Genomic DNA, 18,756 nt, shown 5'->3' with positions numbered 1-18,756 from the left:
AGTTTTTATTTTTGTTTTACAATTTGTGCCATTAAAATGGCTTCGGTGACAAGCTTACCATTAGCGTAAGCATATCCCTGCATCTGGCAAATACCTCTTCTAATTGGTGCCAGCAATTCAAGTTTAAATATTAAAGTATCTCCGGGTACTACCTGTCTTTTGAATTTCACATTATCGATCTTCATGAAGAAGGTGAGATAATTCTCAGGATCTGGAACAGATTTAAGTGCCAGGATTCCTCCTGTCTGCGCCATAGCTTCCACCTGAAGAACCCCGGGCATTACCGGTTTTCCCGGGAAATGACCTACAAAGAAAGGTTCATTCATAGTCACATTTTTGACCCCTACCACGGTATCACTTGTTAATTCAATGATCTTATCTACAAGGATAAAGGGAGGCCTGTGAGGCAGAATGTTCATGATCTCATTCACGTCCATAAGCGGCTCCTGGTCAAGGTCGTACTTAGGGACATTATTTCGCTTTTCAGCTTTAATGATCTTTGCAAGCTTTTTTGCAAACTGGGTATTAACATGATGCCCGGGTTTGTTGGCAATGACCTTACCCCGGATTCTTGTTCCCACAAGGGCAAGATCACCTATTACATCAAGAAGCTTGTGACGTGCAGCTTCATTTGGATAATGCAAAGTTAAATTATCCAGTATACCGTTTGGTTTTACAGAAATATTATCCTTTTTAAAAGCCACCCTCAGCTTGTCCATAGTCTCGGGACTTAGCTCTTTGTCAACATAAACAATTGCATTATTGAGATCACCGCCTTTGATAAGTCCGTGTTCTAATAAGGTTTCCAGCTCATGCAGGAAACTAAAAGTTCGTGCATCGGCGATCTCCGTCTTAAAATCCGACAACTTTTGCAAAGAAGCATTCTGTGTACCAAGAACCTTGGTTCCAAAATCCACCATGGTCGTAACCTGGTATTCATCTGAAGGCATTACCAGGATCTCACTTCCGGAATTCTCATCTGTGTAGCGAATAACATCTGTAACCACAAATTCTTCCCTGTCACACTCCTGCTCTTCGATACCGGCTTCTTCAAGAGCCTGCACAAAATATTTCGAAGACCCATCCATAATAGGAGGTTCAGAAGCATTTAATTCAATAATGATATTATCTATGTCCAAACCAACGCAGGCCGCCAGCACATGTTCTGAAGTTTGAATACTCACTCCATTCTTGTTAAGGTTAGTTCCGCGCTTGGTGTTAACTACATAATTGACATCGGCCTCAACCACAGGATTCCCTTCAAGATCTGTTCGTACAAAACAATAACCTGTATTATTAGCAGCAGGTTTAAAAGTAAGGGTGACTTCGTTGCCGGTATGAAGTCCCACTCCCTGTAAAGAAACTTCTTTACTTATGGTGCGTTGTTTAGCCATTATTCAGTTTTTTTTTCTAGTTTGGTTAAGCGATCTTCTATTTTGGGTAGATTCTTAAAATGTACATATGATTTATTGTATTCATTATATCCAATTGCCGGAGAACCCTGAATCACTTCATCATCTTTAATATTCCTGCCGATACCCGTTTGTGCCTGAACTTTCACTCTGTTCCCAATATGAATATGTCCCGCAATTCCAACCTGGCCACCAATAAGGCAGTTTTTCCCGATTTTCGAAGAGCCGGCAATTCCTGTTTGCGCTGCAATAGCCGTATGCTCTCCTATTTCCACATTATGGGCGATCTGTATTTGATTATCCAGCTTTACTCCTTTTCTTATGATCGTAGATCCAAGTGTTGCCCTGTCTATAGTTGTTCCCGCACCAATATCAACATTATCCTCTATGATTACATTACCTATTTGAGGCACCTTGGAATATTCTCCTTCCGGGTTTGGAGAAAAACCAAAACCGTCTGCTCCAATGACCACACCGCCATGAATAATACAATTATTACCTATGATAGTCTCTGAATATATTTTAGCCCCGGGAAAGATCATGACATCATTCCCTATACGAACATTATCTCCAATATAAGTATTGGGAAAAATTTTTACATTATTTCCAAGCTGTACCTGCTCTCCAAGGTAAGAAAAGGCCCCGAGATAAAGGTTCTCTCCGTATTTAGCCGTCTTTGAAATGTGTACAGGCTGCTCAATCCCTGTTTTATTCAGTTTGACCTGGTTGTAATATTCGAGGAGTTTGGAAAAAGCCTTGTAAGGATCATCAACTTTTATAAGTGTCGTAGAAATCTTATCATCAGGATTAAATGTTTTACTGACTATAGTAATAGTAGCCCTGGTCGAATATATAAAAGATGTATATTTTGGATTTGCAAGAAAGGTTATGGAACCGGCCGATCCTTCTTCGATCTTTGACAACCTGTCAACCTCTGCCCCGGGGTCACCCACGACCTCTCCTTCTAATATACCTGCTATTTGCGCTGCTGTGAACTTCATTCTGGCAAAAGTAAAAAAAATGGATTAATCTTTAGGTTTAGGGTAACAGATATAATATTTGATTACCGGCTTCGATAGCGCCTTCAGGTTAAAATGATCTGAAGCCTTTATAACATCGGTAACCTTTCCGCTTTTAAACAGGATATGGATCTTCTCATCTTCCCTTTTATAAGCCAGGTTACTAATATCTCCACTGAAGACGAAATACTGTGCTTCTTCCCGGTTGATATTGAAACGCGCCATGATCTTTTGGATGTGAGCTTCCAGTTTTTCTTCGGAAACAGGATTTTTTTTCAGTTTGATCTTTAGAAGATCCCTGTTGATGATCATCTGGCACAGGCTGCTTAAGAGAAAATCTTCATCATGGGCCCACTCTTTCATAGCTGAAAGAATATCATAGTCGTCAAGTCTTGCGAAAATATGAAGCGTTTCTTCAGAAAAATTATCCGCCGTGACCTGATGCTCTAAGAAGTAATTTAAAGCGGTACTTCCAAAAAGCTCACGGCCGGAACTTACCAGTTCCTTAGCTCTCTTTAGGACCCTGATGAGCAACTGCTCGGCCACCACCCCGGTTTTGTGCAGGTAAACCTGCCAGTACATAAGCCGGCGGGCAAGGAGGAATTTCTCGACAGAGTAAATGCCTTTTTCCTCTACCATCAATTCGTTATTGACCACGGTTAGCATACTTATCAATCTCTCACTATTGATATTCCCTTCTGCCACCCCGGTATAAAAACTATCCCGCTTCAGGTAATCCATACGGTCCATGTCCAGCTGACTTGAGATCAACTGGCAAAGAAACTTCCGGGGGTATACCCCACGAAAGATCCTGATGGCTAAAGTTAATCTTTGGTTAAACTGCCGGTTTAATTCTTCCATAAACAGGAAGGAAATAGTCTCGTGACTCACCCCTTCCACTATGCTGTGTTCCATTGCATGGGAGAACGGTCCGTGCCCAATATCGTGCAATAAGATAGCAACCTGAAGTGCCTCCTCTTCCTCTTCGGATATCTCTATTCCCTTTAATCGTAGGACTCTTACAGCCTTCTGCATTAAATGCAGACAACCAAGAGCGTGATGAAAACGTGTATGGTGTGCTCCGGGATAAACCAGGTAAGACAGCCCCATTTGAGAAATTCGGCGGAGTCTTTGAAAATATTTGTGCTCCATGATATCAAAGAGCAGCTCATTGGGTATCGTAATAAATCCGTAAATTGGATCGTTTAAAATCTTGAGTTTGTTTCCTTGAAGCAAGCCTGGTCTTTTATTTATTAATGTCAACAAAGATACATATATGAACGATATCAAAATACTCTGGGTAGATGATGAAATTGATCTGCTCAAACCTCACATAATATTCCTGGAAAGCAAAAATTATAAGGTCTTTACATGCCAAAGTGGAACTGAAGCATTGGAAGAAATAGAAAAAGAGAATTTTGATATTGTATTCCTGGATGAGAATATGCCCGGCCTTTCGGGATTGGAAACCTTATCTGAAATTAAGGAGAAGCAGGCGAATCTCCCCGTGGTGATGATCACCAAAAGTGAAGAAGAGTATATTATGGAGGAAGCGATTGGTTCCAAGATCGCCGATTACCTGATCAAGCCTGTAAATCCAAATCAGATCTTGTTAAGCATAAAGAAAAATCTTGATCACTCCCGGTTGATCTCCGAAAAAACTACTTCCAGCTATCAGCAGGAATTCAGGAAAATTGCTATGGACATGGCTATGATCAATTCCTATGAAGGTTGGGAAGATCTTTATTTAAAGTTGCTGTACTGGGAACTGGAACTGGAGCATATTGAGGATACCGGCATGTTTGAAATTCTGGAATCCCAAAAAACAGAAGCTAATCTCCAGTTCTGCAAATTCATTGATAAGAATTATCCCAAATGGTTTGAAAAGAATGCCGATGCCCCGATAATGTCCCATACCTTATTTAAGGAGAAGGTACTCCCCGAGATTTCTAAAGAACAACCTACCTTACTGGTGGTGATTGACAACATGCGTTACGATCAATGGAAGGCATTTGAACCCGTAATAAACAATTATTATAAAAAGGAGCAGGAAATACCCTTTTTCAGTATCCTGCCCACGGCAACTCAATACGCCCGAAATGCTATTTTCTCCGGATTAATGCCGGGAGATATGGAAAAATTACACCCCGACCTCTGGAAAAATGACACTGAGGAAGGCGGCAAGAATTTACATGAAGCCGAATTCCTGCAGGCCCAATTAAAAAGACTGGGAGTAAACATCAAACACGAATATCACAAAATAAGCAGTCTTAAAGCAGGAAAGAGACTGGTGGAAAATTTTAGAAGCCAAAAAAACAATGACCTGACTGTAGTGGTGTACAACTTTGTGGACATGCTGTCCCATTCCAAGACAGAAATGGAAGTAATTAAGGAGTTGGCTTCGACGAATAAATCATACCGATCTCTTACGCATAGCTGGTTCAGGAATTCACCTTTACTTGAGATCATCCAGCAGGCACAGACGCTCGGCTTTAAATTGATAATGACTACAGATCATGGTACTATTAATGTAAAGAACCCTTCAAAGGTTATTGGAGATAAACAGACGAGTCTTAACCTGAGGTATAAAACGGGAAAAAGTCTCACATACGAAGAAAAGGATGTACTGGCAGCTCCAAACCCAAAGACCATACATTTACCCGCAATAAATATGAGTAGCTCCTTTATATTTGCCAAGGGAGATCTGTTCTTTGCTTATCCTAATAACTATAATCATTACGTGAGTTATTACCGCAACACATTTCAACATGGAGGAGTATCTATGGAAGAAATGATCATCCCTTTTGCGGTGTTATCACCTAGATAACAATAATTTAACTATATTTATCACCCCAAATTATAATACTTTTGAATGGAAGTAACCTACCTTCTATCTGAAATTGAAGCTGTTGCCCGTGAACTTCTGGAAAAAACCAGGAGTAAAACAATCTTGTTCTATGGTGAAATGGGAGCAGGTAAAACCACTCTTATAAAAGCACTCCTAAAGGCTTTAGGCGCCGAAGATATTGGCTCCAGTCCGACTTTTTCCCTTGTTAATGTATATGAAACTGAGAATGGAACGGTAAATCATTTTGACTTCTACAGGATCAATGATGAATCTGAAGCCTGGGACATGGGATTTGAAGAATATTTACAATCAGGCAACTGGAATTTTGTTGAATGGCCTCAAAAAATTGAAAATTTTATTGAAGAGGAGCATCAAAAACTTGAAATTTCTATCGAGGATAATGAGGCTAGAAAGTTAAAGTTTTGTTAATTTTAAAGAATTTCTTCGTGCTGAATAACAAAATGTAACGTGAGAAATTTCTTTCATAATTAAGGTTTTGTTAACATATTAGGACTGAGCAGAAGCACTTGAACGAAATGAGGGTTATTTTAACTAATTTTATTTAAATATAATATTTTAAGAGTTTAAAGATTTTTCCTTCAAAAAGGCGGCAAAAGTACAAATAATGTATTAATTATTAGGGATTTAGTTTTCTATAGGTTTGTATCAACAAATCGAAACAAACACAACTTTAAAAAACTATATCATGAAAATTAAAGCCCTTTTCCTAGCCGTATCTATTTTTGGAGCAACTTTCTTTGTAACTTCAACATCAGAAAATAGCCAAAAAGATGAAATCAAGAAAACAGCTGTCGACAAAACGACCATCAGAATTCCTCCTGCTGGGTAGTCTAATAGCTATTTCCATAGCATTTTCACCATATTTATTTTATTTATATGAAATTTTCCCAGATGGACCCATCTGGGAAAATTATTTTTTTACATATGAAAGCAGATATTACGAGAATGTTACCACAGCAATGTGGACCTATCTAGGAAAAGTTACTCCACTTTTCCTTCTTCTCATCTGGTTTTTCACATGTAAACACTGGTGGTATCATGTTATTCTTATTCCCATTTCTATGTACGCATACCAATTATTGATTGCTTTTTACAGTGATGTCTATGTTGATTCTAGCAGATATATGGATACCAACCAATTAATTTATTTAGCTCCTTTTTTTATTATTATTCTTTCGTTGGTTTATTTAATTCGAATTAAAATTTTTGACCGAATTTTCGGTATTGATCTGACAGAGCTTGAACGAGAAAATATATCACCTTTTTCTCCATTTTCTGATAAGGAGTATCAAGAAATTAAAGATTTCAAAAAAGATACTCCGGAAGAAGAAATCCAGGAGGAATACTACGCAAAACTTTAAAATTTCCGCTACTCCTTAAAAAGTCGTAATTTTATCTGCCTGACCAACAAATTATGACCGAACAAGTTTCGCCTTTCACCAGGGAACAGTTGCTTCCGCAGGAGGAGACCCTGGAAGTCTATAAACACAAGGGCCAGTTATTTCTTGGCATTCCCAAAGAAAACGCCTATCAGGAAAAGCGGGTATGCCTTAGTCCCGATGCCGTTGCCGCGATGACCGCTCATGGTCACCGGGTAATGATCGAATCTGGTGCCGGGGATGGAGCGAAATTCAGTGACAAGGATTATTCCGAAGCAGGAGCCGAGATATCGAAAGATGCCAAAAAGGTTTTTTCCTGTCCCATGATCCTTAAGGTAGAACCTCCCACTCTGGAGGAACTGGACATGGTGAATCCTCAAACTACCATCATCTCTGCACTCCAACTAAAGACGCAGGACAAAAGCTATTTCCAAAAACTGGCATCTAAACGTATTACCGCTCTTGCCTTTGAATTTATTCGTGATGATGATGGCACTTATCCCGCTGTCAGAGCTCTTAGTGAGATCGCAGGTACAGCCTCTATTCTTATTGCATCGGAGATCATGAGCAATAATCCCGCCGGTAACGGACTAATGTTCGGGAACATCAGCGGAGTGCCTCCTATTGAAGTAGTGATCCTTGGTGCCGGGACTGTGGGTGAATTTGCTGCCCGATCTGCCCTGGGACTTGGAGCTAACATCAAAATTTTTGACAATTCCCTCACTCGCCTCCGTGCCGTTCAGGCGAATTTGGGCCGGCCATTACATACCTCTACCATTCAGCCAAAAAATCTTATTAAAGCTCTTAAACGCTGTGATGTCGTAATTGGAGCTGTGAGAGGAAAGAACCGCTCCCCTATTCTGGTAACAGAAACCATGGTGGAACATATGAAGAAAGGTGCTGTCATTATTGATGTTAGTATTGACATGGGTGGATGTTTTGAAACCAGTGAGATCACCACACATGACAAACCCACCTTTGTAAAATCGGGAGTTGTCCATTACTGCGTGCCTAATATCCCTTCGAGATACGCCCGGACTTCCTCTCTTTCCATCAGTAACATTTTTACTCCATACCTGCTCCATATAGCAGAACAGGGCGGATTAGAAAATACGCTACGTTTTGACCGGGGTCTGCGAAATGGTTTGTATTTTTACCACGGAATTCTAACAAACAAATCTATTGCAGACTGGTTTGATCTCTCTTACAGAGATATCAACCTGCTTATTTTTTAATTCTCCATGAAATTCATTCACAGACTTGGTTTTTACCTCGGAGGTTTTGCCATCGGGCTCGTTATTCTTGCATTCTTTTTAAGCGGTAAAAAAACTTCCTGCGCCTATGGGGTTGATGCCCGTGTTCTAAAAAACATCAGGAATAAAGAAAGAATCTACACCCCCGAAGCCCTGGCCGAAATAGAACGTCTTCAAATAGATACTGCTTCTATTACCACTGCCCTGCACAAAGGAGATGTTGACTTTAGCCGGAGTAACACCAAACCAGACTCATGTAAGGTCTACATGATAACCGGTAAAACTGAATCGGGAGCCCTGGAAATGCTTTTCGAGAACTGTGATTCCACCGCCACCCTTCAGCAGATCTGGAAAAAATAAAAAAAGAACCAGGACCGCTGCGCTTCAAGAACCAAGAACCAGGACTTGAGTAGGGTTAATATAATAAATATTCAGTATTCAATATTCAATCTATAAGATTTGAGAGGCGTGTTCTTTTGTTTTTACCTTTGTAATTACATCAGAGATCTGTCCGTTTTCATCAATAACAAAAGTGGTACGATGAATACCATCATACTCTTTTCCCATAAATTTCTTAGGACCCCAAACACCAAAAGCATTTATAACCTCCTTGTCTTCGTCGGCAAGTAAAGGAAATGGAAGTTCGTATTTTTCTTTAAAATTTTGTTGGCGTTTTTCAGAATCGGCACTTACTCCAAGGATCTCGTAACCCTTTGCCTGAAAGGTCTTCCAGTTATCACGAAGGTTACAGGCTTCGGCAGTACAACCGGGAGTACTGGCTTTAGGATAAAAGAAAACCACCAGTTTTTTCCCTTTGTAATCTTCCAGTCTATGGAGATTCCCGTCCTGGTCTTTTGCAGAAAATTGTGGCGCCTTATCGCCGGGTTGAAGTGTTGTCATAATTATTACTTTTGTCTCAAAGTTACTTTATCTTGTAACTTATTTATTTATAGCTATTTATAATTTTTTGTTTGTCACATTTGAGGATATTTTCCTCAAATTGTTTGTTACATGTTTGTCACTAGAGTATATTTGCTTCACCTAAATTTTTGAAATGGCAACTACTCATAATGTTGTTCTTGTAAAAGACCCCCGGAATAAAAAACAGGGTTATTTAAAATTAAGATCAATAACCAACCGGAAACCTTCAGATAAATCTCTTGGCATAAAGATACAAATTAAGAACTGGAATGCTGAGAAGCAGGTTGTCTATAGCAAGGAACCTGACAGTGATAAGATCAATGACAGAATCCAGAAAGTACTGCTTGAAGCTAGAGGTGGTAAAGTTGATTTTCTCAATCTCAAGCGTGGCAATAAATCAGTTATAGCCTATGCTGAGAAGGTCATTGATGTGATATCCTCAAGAAATACAAGAAGAGGCAGGAGAGACGCTCTAAACAAGTTTAAGGAGTACCTGCAGACCATTAACAAAGATGACATTGAGTTCAGTGACATAGATATCTTCCTGGTAAGAGGGTACTATAGCTTTTTAATTGACTCCGGGCTAGCGTATTCAACAGCAAATGAATACATCACTGTCCTCCGGTATCTCGTGAATCAAGGAGTAGAGAATGGTTTACATGTGTACGCTCAAGATCCCTTTAAAGGTCTCAAAAAAAAGAAAAGTATTAAGAGGTACAGGGTTCTAAATGAGGAGGAACTAAAAATATTTATGGAATACGAACCATCAAGAAAATCCACCCTTCTTGTACAAAAGAGTTTTCTGTTCATGATGTATGCAGCCGGGATAAGAATATCAGATGCTCTACTCTTACAATGGAAGAATATTCAGAAGGTTAATGATAGCTACTTTCTTCAGTACCGGATTCAAAAAACAGGTACTGTAATGGAAACTAAGTTGACCATTGAAGCATTGGTACAGCTAAGGGTATTTCTACAGGAGTATGATGAAGGGTTTGGTGAAAAAGCGGATTACCTAGACCAGACATCAAAAGAAATCAAGAGTAGACTAAGAATACTGCAAAGTGATCATGATCTTATTAAAATCCTGTCATTTCAGGAACTTAAGGAAGAATATGAAAATGAGAATGAGAACAGTGGTGATTTTGAAGATCTTGTGATTCGAGAGCAGGAAAAAGAAATGGAAAAAGAAGAATTACAACACCGTATCAATAGTCAAAAAAGAAATCTAGAGCTCATAAATAGGGCGAGGCTTGAACACTATGGCAATAAGATCATGGAGCTAAGAGCAGCCCATCCGGAAGATACTATTCTGCCTTATATGAGAGGTTTCTACAGGGGAGAACAATCTTTGAATACTGACCTCCATAATAAGTCCCACGTCCTTAAAAACACCTTCAATTACCACCTAAAGCTCATTCAGACTGCTTGTGAAATAAATACTGGTATCAGTAATCACCAGGCAAGGCATATCTTCTCTCAGAGGCTATTTTTAAGTGGAGCTAACTTCCACTACATCAGTATGGCTCTAGGTCATTCGACCTTACAAGTGACAGAGAATTACCGGGAGAAGCTGGTTACGGATGAAGCAAAGGACGTGACTCAGTTATTTAGTGATACCTTTAGCAGCTAAAATCAGGCAGTACGGAAGTGATTAGGATTGTATTTATCCCATTCCTTAAAGTGCTTCTCTCCTATTTCAAAGTCCTGCATTAGTCGCATGACGAGCATATGTCCAGCAGAAAGATCTAACAAATGTTGTCTGACATGATCTTCTATACACTGCTTCCATTGATCTTTGTGACCCATGTACCAGGCTTTCCTTATATACACATTCTCTGCCCAGTCACAAACAGTTGAAGTGATATGTAGCTCTATCACTGGACTTCTAAGGGCTTGCCTCTTTCCGGTGTAAAAGAAGTCGTACTCTACTCCTCTGATGCTTTCCTCTATTTCCGGTTGTGGGTGCAAATCCACTTTTCCCTGTAGTTTTAGCTGTGATTTCATAGTATGGAATGTTTCCAACAAATATATAATAATTGGAATTACTCCATAATACCCTATAAGATTTTTCCCTGGTATCTGCCAACGAAATGCAAGCCGGGGTGAAATATATATTCTTCCTACAATAAATTTCATACATTTATAGTCCCTACACCAAAGAACAAACCAAATCCCAATTAAGTGAAAAGAATTATTCTCCCCCTCATTGTCTTTTTTATTGTTGTAGGCTGCTCAAAAGAAGATACCGACTCACCTCAAACAGAAGAAAATCTCCAAAGTTTTACCGCAACTATGATTCCTTTCAAATATGGGGAACCAAGTCCTACTGATGATCTGATATGGGAATCAGAGACCTATGATAGTGAAGGTAGAATAATTAAAAGGCAATTCCGTCCCGGCAACAGTGTGGACTCTCCAACGAATATTCTCTATATCCAAGACTTTACGTATGAGAATGATCAATTAATTGAAATGGAAGAATGGAGTCTTTCCGGAAAAAGTAGGCATGTCTACACATATTCAGATAATCGACTGACTAAAGAAGAAGTCTATGATGAAGACGGCTTAATAGAAAAGTTTCTTTACTTCTACTCAGGAAGTTCTTCTAATCCGAGTGAAATGCATTATTGGTGGAACTTTTTTGATAATCCCCCTACTATTCACACATACAAATACGACTCAAGGGGAAACAAAATTGAAGAGGAAATAGATTTTCAGAATGAAGACGAAGAGAACGGGGTTCTCTATTGGGAATATGATAATTACGACAACGTGATTAAGGAATCATATAGATCTCCACATACGGGAAATGTTTCTACACAATATCGTGCTGAATATGAGTATGCCAATCAAGGAGATATTCTTATAAAAACTTTTACGTCATCAATGTATTATGTTCAACAGCACAAATATGGATACAAGGAGAATGGTTCAATCCATCAAATTGACGTATTCGAAGCAGGTGATTTTGATGAGACATTTGAACAAGTAGGGAGGATAGAATATAGCTACACCTTTAACTAGTCGTCTCAACCGATGGCTGTTCCTACGGGAATAAAATCATTGCCAATGATACTAGATTTTATGGAAGAATACACCCTCAAAGAAATTATAACACTTATCTCTCCCCTACTCCTAGTTTTCATTGCCGGGGGCATAGCACTATACAATCAAAGGCAGAGTATTAAACTCCAGGCTAGGAACAAATGGAAGGAAGATTTCCGGCTGCATGTTTCCGATTATTTGGAGGCATACATGACTGCATTATTTAATACTACTAGTTTAAAAGCATCACCATTTGGAGGGGCTGCAAAAGACCATTCAATAGCCAATACCTCATTATCACTAAGTCAATTAACCAGTACAATAACGAAAATCCAGATGATGTTGGATAAGGATAGTCAAGCCTTCAAAGAAATAGATGAACTAGCGAGATCCAATAACGAGAAACTCACAAAAATAGTAAAGGGTGATATTGAAGCCTCTAACATAGAAGATACCTTGAAGAAATTTTTTGAGGCTGCAAAAAAGATCTATGACAATAAAAAATAAATTAAAGAAACAATGATAGAACAACTTGACCTCAACAAAATTGCTCAAGAAGCAATAGACAAAAATCCTCAGATATTTGAGAAGCTAACTTGGTTATCTTTCTCTGAGCTGGTAAGGCTGCAGGAAATAAATGCTCATAAAATTGAAGGTATAAGAGATGAGATGGAGTATATGCTTACTAATGGAGAACCTCAAAACATCAAGGTAAAGATAGAATGGAAGAAAGTACAAATGAATGGCTACTTAATAAATTTAGCATTAGAAAAAAAGTATGATGAGCTATTCGAAAATACCAAGTTCTAAGTCATATGGAGCTGCATGAATAATTTTGAAGTATATGTGAAAGAAGTTATAGACCTGAAGAAGACAAAGGAGTATGACTTAGCATGGAGAAAGGCAAATGAGAACATGCTAAAGCTTGTTTCTGAGGGTCATCAAATGTGGTACATGATGTACTACCAAATGGCAGATATTTTAGCCAGGGAGAAGAGGTGGTATGAAGCTCTTAAGCACATGACTTATGTTTCTCACTACATAGGAAGAATAGGTGGTACTACTCATCAAAGGTTTATAGAACGGCTATTAAAGAAAGTTGATAGAAGCTCCTACCTTCCGGATTACATCAGAATATTAATAGACCCTGAATTAGACCTTGAGACCAAAATAAGGCGAAGTACTGAATTTAAAAGCCTTTCTTCTTAAAGGTTCATGTAAATATCATCCAACTCCTCCTGCCGGATTCCAAATACTTCCTGGTCACAGATACAGAGGTGTGATTGAACAGCTCAGAGAAGCATATCAGGGCTTTCTCTGACTGTTGAGGGCTATTCCACACTCCTCTACAAAAACTCTTTCCAAGGTGTGAGAAGAGATGTCAGAGCCTGAGAAGTATTTCTTCATTAGCCTGTTTACTTGTAGAGTACTGCCCTCAATTCCCTTCCTTAACTGGAACGCCTAGAGCTGTCATTCTCTTCTTTGAAATACTCCATAGATTCACACCTTAGTTGTAGAATAGAAGAGGCTCACCTTGGAGTAACCTTTGATTACAAATTTGCCGGGAAGAAAATTAGCTCTACCAGCACACAGGTTTCGCTTCTTCTATGGACATATATTTATGATCACCAGGAGAGGTTATATGAACGTAGATCTCACCAGATCGTCTCCCGGAAGGAAGTAAAGACACTTATAAAGTCCCGAATTGAAGAGCATCTTATAGATTTAGGAGTAGATCCGGTACAAAGAAAAGGCTTAATGAGAGATTGGGAGTTAGATAAATCCAAGGGCGTATCCTACGACCTGCGCAATTTTTTTTGCAGCTCGCCTTTGATTCCATTTTTATCTAATATGATTTGGAAAAGTGCAGTTAACTGGCTCTCAATCGCAGGTAAAAAAATGGGTATAGGTACCGTAATTTATACCTATTTGTCTTTCGAAAAAGTTCTCATTCCTAATATTCCGATTATTTGGTTCTAACCCGGAATTATTTTTAATTGTAAATCGATCAGAAGTTACTGTTCGGGTAATATTTCTAGAATCTTTTGACCACTTATAAGTATTTGATTCAGCAAAGAAGTATACGTGCTTATTCTGGAATTTTAAACCAGTATCTAGAGTTTCATCAGGTTTTAAGATAAACCAACCTGTTGTTATCCAATCTCCTTTTAAACCCTGATAATGAACTGCAACAGAAATAGATTCGTAGCAACGGTTTTCCAAGCTTAAATTGTAATAACGGTTACAATTCTTATCAAATGGGGATAAGCTTATCATTTTCCCACTTTCATTAATATTAATAGGATAGAAATGCTCATATTTAATTCCGTCAAATCCAGAAATATTTCCATTAATTTCGAATCTTTTGGAATTTATTCTCACTGGATTCGTAGTAGAATTAGCATTATTTCTTCCATCCCAGATTAAACTATTATTGGAGGAGGTTGCATACAAGTATAATTTATCTCCTGGTTTTTCTAATTCCAACTCTGTATTCCCATAAGGTTCTACAACCCACCAACCTTCTGTAACAACGTTCCCATCTTTATTCAGATAGCTAACTGCAACATCAATTTTTTCGGATGATTCATTTTTTAATATGTAATTAGTAACTGCCTTTTCTTCAAAATAATCATCAACTTCACCAACGGGCGTAGTTTTTAATTGTAAAGGGTTAGTTTCATTTGAAGGTGAAGCAGGAGACCAACTTGGAATTGCTAGTACTAGAAAAACAAAACCTATACTACCATATATTATGTATGCGAACTTATTTATACTAAATTGTAATCCCCGGAAAATAAAATTAACCAACCTACATAAAAGGTCAAATATAGAACCTGCTATTAAGGTAACTATAATAAGCGCTATAATACCACTTAAATCAAAGGAATTGTACTTAAAAATCTGATAAGCGCCTAGTGCTAGAAAACTAATCGAGAAGAAGTAATAAACTTTTACCCTTTTAATTTTTAATTTAAAATATTCTGTCGCATCGATAAATGCAGAAATAACCGCATCGTTTAAATATGAATAGCTGTAAGCATGTGGTACACTTAGACGTAAATAATTTTTTGGATGTTTTTTTATTAATTCTTTGGTTTTCTTTTTATGAAATTCATTGTACTCAGAAGCATCAAACTGTGAGTAATAAATGTCTACCAAATTATGTAATTCCTTGACACCTTTTTCATAGTCAAGAATTTCAATAAAATTCTCTTTTTCTTCCGAATGATAGGCATGAAATTCTTTATCATACTGTTTTCTTAAATCTGGATCTTTTAGAACAGAATATGCTTCATTTAATTCCGCCATTCTTTCATGAGACCATTTCTCTAAAATAGGATCGTCAATATTTGCATCGGCATGATACTTTTTTGCTAGGCGTTTATACATAGATCTAATTTGCTCTGGTGAAGCATTCGAATCTACTCCTAGAATCTGATAATAATTTTTGCTTTTTTGATTCATCCCTGAGTTATGTATAATCAATTGATGATCAGGGGATTGTATTTGTAAATATAAAAAAATTAGAAAAAGTTTAGGAGTGAATAGAACAAAATTTTACACATAAAATATTCCACGTGATAACAGTTCGTGTTTAAATAGGTCAAAAAGTGGGGAGCCATCAAAAAGTAGTATCTTCAGAAGATGAAAATTTTATTTAATTTAATTTTTATGGTACTCTCATCTTTCATGTGGAGCCAAACTACCTATACTTCACCTTATACACAGCACTTCCCCTCCGGATTAATAGAAGACATAAACAGGAAGATCATAGTATCTGATCAAGAAATAACAATTATATCAGATACTCCTGAAGGCAAAGATATTCAGTCTCTAATTATTCAATCCCGTTTAAAAAATGAGGATGGAGATCCAATATTTGTGTGTACATCAAAAGACGGCAGAGTACTTACTACTGCTCTTTTACAAACAAATGATCCTCCGTCTCTGGATCTAATACAAAGTGATCCCAACGATCCAGAGGTTCAACTACATTACAGGTTTCTGCTGGATTTGTCTTTTAGACAACCCGAAAATTAAGTGTAATGAGTATATTTATCTAGAAATTTTTTCTTCTCAACAACTTTATCTTTTTGAACCCAATACAAATAATCTGGATGAAGATCAATTACATAATGAAGATAAATTTTCTCCATTAGATATCGAAAAACGGAGGTAATTGAAAAGATTTGGAAAGTTACATGAAAGTCATTCGCAAAAGAACTTTGATCAACAGTTTGACCCTCTCCTAAAGGAACTTGAGCCATAAAAATTCATTTGTCCAATAGGGAGGGATTTTACTGTTCCTGGTTAGAATAACCAAATAATATATAGTATGAAAGATATTATGCCTACAAGAAACACTAGGATAAATTCCTTTCTACATATCTCTAATTTTACTCATGACGGGATAATTTAAACTTCTAATGCCAAACCCACAATATCTCAGTATAAGTAAGCCGTGAACGGGTTTATCTTTTTAGTTTGATTACGACACTTTAAATATAAAGAATAAAGATCTAAAAGACAACCACTTAATTGTAGAAGATTCTGATAACGGAACTCCAGAAAGAGTCTTATCATATTTCAAGACTCCTAGAGGATATTGAGTAGTTAGACCTAATGAAAAAAAAGGCTAGGGTTTTAAATTAAAAAGGTAAAGGTCTCTCTACCCCTGCCTTATTCTTTACTAACCAAGTATAGAGAAATCAAATAACCTTTAGCTCGATTTATAGAAAAAGGGATAAAGTCACAACACTTTACCCCTCTCGAAGTTTAACAGCTTAATTATGAGACCTTAAATATAAAGGATTTAACTAATACTTTTTATATTGATTAAAAAAATATTCTTCAGACCTCTTGAACTAAAACGTTTAGGCTTTTAGAGAAATTACCTGGAAAATTTTGCCGGCTTATCAAATGTCAGAAAAAGATGCACCTTCAATTGTATTATGGAAAACTTAATGCCTTTTTCTGTTAATAAACGAAAAACCATAGAAATTAATGTAAGTGGTACATTTTTAATTAGTTTAGTTCTGTTTTTGAATATTCTGAGCATCTAAAATAGATCAAGATTGTAGGTTTTAAGAATTTTAACACTTAAAACATGACCAAAGTCATATTTTCACCACTTTTTATTTTTGAATATTATGACTGATTTACAATTATATATGAACTCAGAGACATCAGTAGAAGAAATCATTTCCCTTATTGAACAAGGAGATCCAGTTCCGATTTTAGCCCAGGACTCTTTTGTTGAAGTTTTTAATGAGCTTCTAAAATACCAACTGATAGACCTTGTAAATGACAAAGTAGTTTTGACACCTAAGGGTAAGGACGCCAAAGAAATTGGATTCTCAAAAGTATTATTTCAACTAAATAATCAGGAAGAGTTAAAAGACTTTTCTCGGGATGAGCAGAAAAAAGAGTCCTATGTATTGCCAATATGCGTGGGTTTAAGTTTAACTCTCATAGGTTTATTTGTAGTAATCAGTCTCACCAATTGTACCTCTAATTTTTGAAAAATGATAAAACTTTAAGATCCTTTACTGCCCAAAGAACGCTGGCTGTAACTGGTGATATTTCTTTTTGTTTTTTTTATAATCGTATAGAAACTTTTCTTTCTCCAATGGTTTCCCCCTACAGTTTTTTGGAGATTTGACCCCTGCTATGGCGGGGGTTTTTTTATCTTTTTATTACTATTCAATTAAGAGTCCAGCCGGGAGACTATTAATTCTTTGAAATATTTAAACTATCTTAGTGAAGAAGTCTTCCAGATTTTAATGTTTTTGGTAAGAAGAGGTGAAGGTTCCGATTTTCACCTCTTCATTGGTTTAATAAAGAATCAAATCATTAATTTTAAGAAAATTTGTGTCTTTTAATAAAGCTCCAAAAAAGAAAAAACTCAAAACGCCCCCCTAAAACGTCCTGAGTTTTAGCCCAACAAATATTTCTCTCTAAATTAAACGAAATGAATTAATAAAACTGTTTTTGATAAAAGTTTAACTCACTGTGCTTAAGAGGAAGAGCAGTTATTTTATTCTAATATTAGAGGAAATAAAAAAATTATACAAATTTGACTTTTTAAATATTACAATCTCATTCACACAATTCTTCTTCTTTCTTTTCTAGGCATTTTATTTGTTCTCGAATAAATTTTCGCTCACTACGGAGCTTTTTCCATGCAAAGAAAATCACAATCCCGACCACTAGTAAGAAAAGTCCTAAATACAATGCAACCATTTATGTTTAATAGGTTGACAAAATTATTCAAAATTTTGATCCCTGAAAAATGTTTTGCTCCTCCCTTTATATTCAATAACTTTTCCTCAAATTATTGTTAAAAACCTTTGCTTTTTATATGTTATCAAAAACTCCCCTTATTTTAATTAAAAATAGTAGAAATGAGACATGCAATTTGTTATTTAAGTACTGCCAGTAAGGATTTAGATTATCTGGAAGTAAGGCAACTTCTCGAATTTTGTGCAGAAAAGAACCGATCATTAGAAATAAAGGGAATATTACTATATTCTGACGGAAATTTTTTTCAAATTTTAGAGGGTGAGAAGGAAGTTGTTTTAGAAATTTTTCAAAAGATAGAAAAGGATTCCCGTCATCATGGTATTATCCAAATAATAGGGAGAGATATCCCAACAGGCTCTTACGATGGTTATAAAGTTGATATTCTGACGGATGAAAAAATTTCCACTTATGAAATCCCTTCAGAATATAGTGAAGCTCTCCTCGGAATACCTTTAGATGTTAGAAAAACTATGGAGAGAATGCTAGAAAGATTTATATCAACTCGATGAAAGATCGTGCATCAAATTATCCAGAAGATTTTATTATTGT

The 18,756-nt window shown here is 36.9% G+C and carries 20 protein-coding genes; 14 read left to right on the top strand and 6 right to left on the bottom strand.

The genetic code is table 11. From position 1 onward, the window contains the following. Positions 1-5: 5 nt before the first annotated feature. From G564_RS0105770 to G564_RS0105760, 3 genes are read right to left on the bottom strand one after another with little or no spacing between them, the layout of a single operon-like run. Complete coding sequence (locus tag G564_RS0105770; RefSeq protein ID WP_029036822.1) at positions 6-1,394, bottom strand: bifunctional UDP-3-O-[3-hydroxymyristoyl] N-acetylglucosamine deacetylase/3-hydroxyacyl-ACP dehydratase; 1,389 nt, start codon at positions 1,392-1,394, stop codon at positions 6-8. Continuing rightward, positions 1,394-2,413 carry a UDP-3-O-(3-hydroxymyristoyl)glucosamine N-acyltransferase gene (lpxD, locus tag G564_RS0105765; protein ID WP_029036821.1) on the bottom strand — a complete coding sequence of 340 codons (1,020 nt, stop codon included), beginning with the start codon at positions 2,411-2,413 and terminating at the stop codon, positions 1,394-1,396. Before lpxD ends, G564_RS0105770 begins: the two co-directional genes overlap by 1 nt. A 24-nt stretch (positions 2,414-2,437) precedes the next feature. Then, positions 2,438-3,667 (bottom strand): HD domain-containing protein, encoded by a 1,230-nt coding sequence (locus G564_RS0105760; RefSeq protein ID WP_029036820.1) that lies wholly within the window; start codon positions 3,665-3,667, stop codon positions 2,438-2,440. A gap of 40 nt (positions 3,668-3,707) precedes the next feature. On the opposite strand from G564_RS0105760, the gene porX reads away from it, so the two are divergent. The 6 genes from porX (at position 3,708) to G564_RS0105735 (ending at position 8,292) form a co-directional block, all read left to right on the top strand. Next, the gene (gene porX / locus G564_RS0105755) at positions 3,708-5,258 is read left to right on the top strand and encodes a T9SS response regulator signal transducer PorX (protein WP_029036819.1); all 1,551 of its coding nucleotides are present in this window, start codon (positions 3,708-3,710) and stop codon (positions 5,256-5,258) included. 45 nt (positions 5,259-5,303) lie between these two features. Further along, entirely contained in the window at positions 5,304-5,708 is a 405-nt protein-coding gene (tsaE, locus tag G564_RS0105750; protein ID WP_029036818.1) for a tRNA (adenosine(37)-N6)-threonylcarbamoyltransferase complex ATPase subunit type 1 TsaE, read from the top strand. Positions 5,709-5,985: 277 nt separating this feature from the next. Continuing rightward, positions 5,986-6,129, top strand: a complete 144-nt coding sequence (locus G564_RS20470) for a hypothetical protein (protein WP_169578113.1) — start codon at positions 5,986-5,988, stop codon at positions 6,127-6,129. 232 nt (positions 6,130-6,361) lie between these two features. Next, on the top strand, positions 6,362-6,661 hold the full coding sequence (locus G564_RS20675) for a hypothetical protein (RefSeq protein WP_245583661.1): 300 nt from the start codon (positions 6,362-6,364) through the stop codon (positions 6,659-6,661). 53 nt (positions 6,662-6,714) lie between these two features. Further along, on the top strand, positions 6,715-7,914 hold the full coding sequence (locus G564_RS0105740; RefSeq protein WP_029036816.1) for an alanine dehydrogenase: 1,200 nt from the start codon (positions 6,715-6,717) through the stop codon (positions 7,912-7,914). Positions 7,915-7,920: 6 nt separating this feature from the next. After that, positions 7,921-8,292: a DUF4258 domain-containing protein gene (locus tag G564_RS0105735; protein WP_029036815.1), complete on the top strand. Its 372-nt coding sequence runs from the start codon at positions 7,921-7,923 to the stop codon at positions 8,290-8,292. 90 nt (positions 8,293-8,382) lie between these two features. On the opposite strand, the gene bcp is transcribed toward G564_RS0105735, so the two are convergent. Beyond that, positions 8,383-8,832: a thioredoxin-dependent thiol peroxidase gene (bcp, locus tag G564_RS0105730; RefSeq protein ID WP_029036814.1), complete on the bottom strand. Its 450-nt coding sequence runs from the start codon at positions 8,830-8,832 to the stop codon at positions 8,383-8,385. Between the two features lie 154 nt (positions 8,833-8,986). On the opposite strand from bcp, the gene G564_RS0105725 reads away from it, so the two are divergent. Then, on the top strand, positions 8,987-10,486 hold the full coding sequence (locus tag G564_RS0105725; protein WP_029036813.1) for a tyrosine-type recombinase/integrase: 1,500 nt from the start codon (positions 8,987-8,989) through the stop codon (positions 10,484-10,486). 2 nt (positions 10,487-10,488) lie between these two features. Here G564_RS0105725 and G564_RS0105720 read toward each other — a convergent pair whose 3' ends face one another. After that, the gene (locus G564_RS0105720; protein ID WP_156879185.1) at positions 10,489-10,860 is read right to left on the bottom strand and encodes a hypothetical protein; all 372 of its coding nucleotides are present in this window, start codon (positions 10,858-10,860) and stop codon (positions 10,489-10,491) included. Between the two features lie 177 nt (positions 10,861-11,037). Between G564_RS0105720 and G564_RS0105715 the strand changes: the two genes are divergently transcribed. Genes G564_RS0105715 through G564_RS0105700 form a run of 4 tightly spaced genes read left to right on the top strand, consistent with a single transcriptional unit; the run spans position 11,038 to position 13,110 of the window. Beyond that, on the top strand, positions 11,038-11,880 hold the full coding sequence (locus G564_RS0105715) for a hypothetical protein (RefSeq protein ID WP_029036811.1): 843 nt from the start codon (positions 11,038-11,040) through the stop codon (positions 11,878-11,880). Between the two features lie 45 nt (positions 11,881-11,925). Further along, positions 11,926-12,408 carry a hypothetical protein gene (locus tag G564_RS0105710; protein ID WP_156879183.1) on the top strand — a complete coding sequence of 161 codons (483 nt, stop codon included), beginning with the start codon at positions 11,926-11,928 and terminating at the stop codon, positions 12,406-12,408. A 12-nt stretch (positions 12,409-12,420) separates the two neighbouring features. Continuing rightward, the gene (locus G564_RS0105705; RefSeq protein WP_029036809.1) at positions 12,421-12,711 is read left to right on the top strand and encodes a hypothetical protein; all 291 of its coding nucleotides are present in this window, start codon (positions 12,421-12,423) and stop codon (positions 12,709-12,711) included. Between the two features lie 15 nt (positions 12,712-12,726). Next, positions 12,727-13,110, top strand: a complete 384-nt coding sequence (locus tag G564_RS0105700; RefSeq protein ID WP_029036808.1) for a hypothetical protein — start codon at positions 12,727-12,729, stop codon at positions 13,108-13,110. A 672-nt stretch (positions 13,111-13,782) separates the two neighbouring features. Here the strand turns inward: G564_RS0105700 and G564_RS0105695 are convergent. Next, complete coding sequence (locus tag G564_RS0105695) at positions 13,783-15,369, bottom strand: DnaJ domain-containing protein (RefSeq protein WP_029036807.1); 1,587 nt, start codon at positions 15,367-15,369, stop codon at positions 13,783-13,785. A 207-nt stretch (positions 15,370-15,576) separates the two neighbouring features. Here G564_RS0105695 and G564_RS0105690 point away from each other — a divergent pair, with 207 nt between their 5' ends. The 3 genes from G564_RS0105690 (at position 15,577) to G564_RS0105660 (ending at position 18,716) form a co-directional block, all read left to right on the top strand. Continuing rightward, positions 15,577-15,945, top strand: a complete 369-nt coding sequence (locus tag G564_RS0105690; RefSeq protein WP_156879182.1) for a hypothetical protein — start codon at positions 15,577-15,579, stop codon at positions 15,943-15,945. A gap of 1,109 nt (positions 15,946-17,054) precedes the next feature. Beyond that, positions 17,055-17,426, top strand: a complete 372-nt coding sequence (locus G564_RS0105675; protein WP_029036804.1) for a hypothetical protein — start codon at positions 17,055-17,057, stop codon at positions 17,424-17,426. Positions 17,427-18,308: 882 nt separating this feature from the next. Further along, positions 18,309-18,716, top strand: a complete 408-nt coding sequence (locus G564_RS0105660; protein ID WP_029036803.1) for a BLUF domain-containing protein — start codon at positions 18,309-18,311, stop codon at positions 18,714-18,716. Positions 18,717-18,756: the final 40 nt, after the last annotated feature.

It is taken from the genome of Salinimicrobium xinjiangense DSM 19287 (genome assembly GCF_000423585.1).
In the GTDB taxonomy this organism is placed as follows: Bacteria; Bacteroidota; Bacteroidia; order Flavobacteriales; family Flavobacteriaceae; genus Salinimicrobium; species Salinimicrobium xinjiangense.
This window is presented reverse-complemented; position numbering and strand designations above follow the sequence as displayed.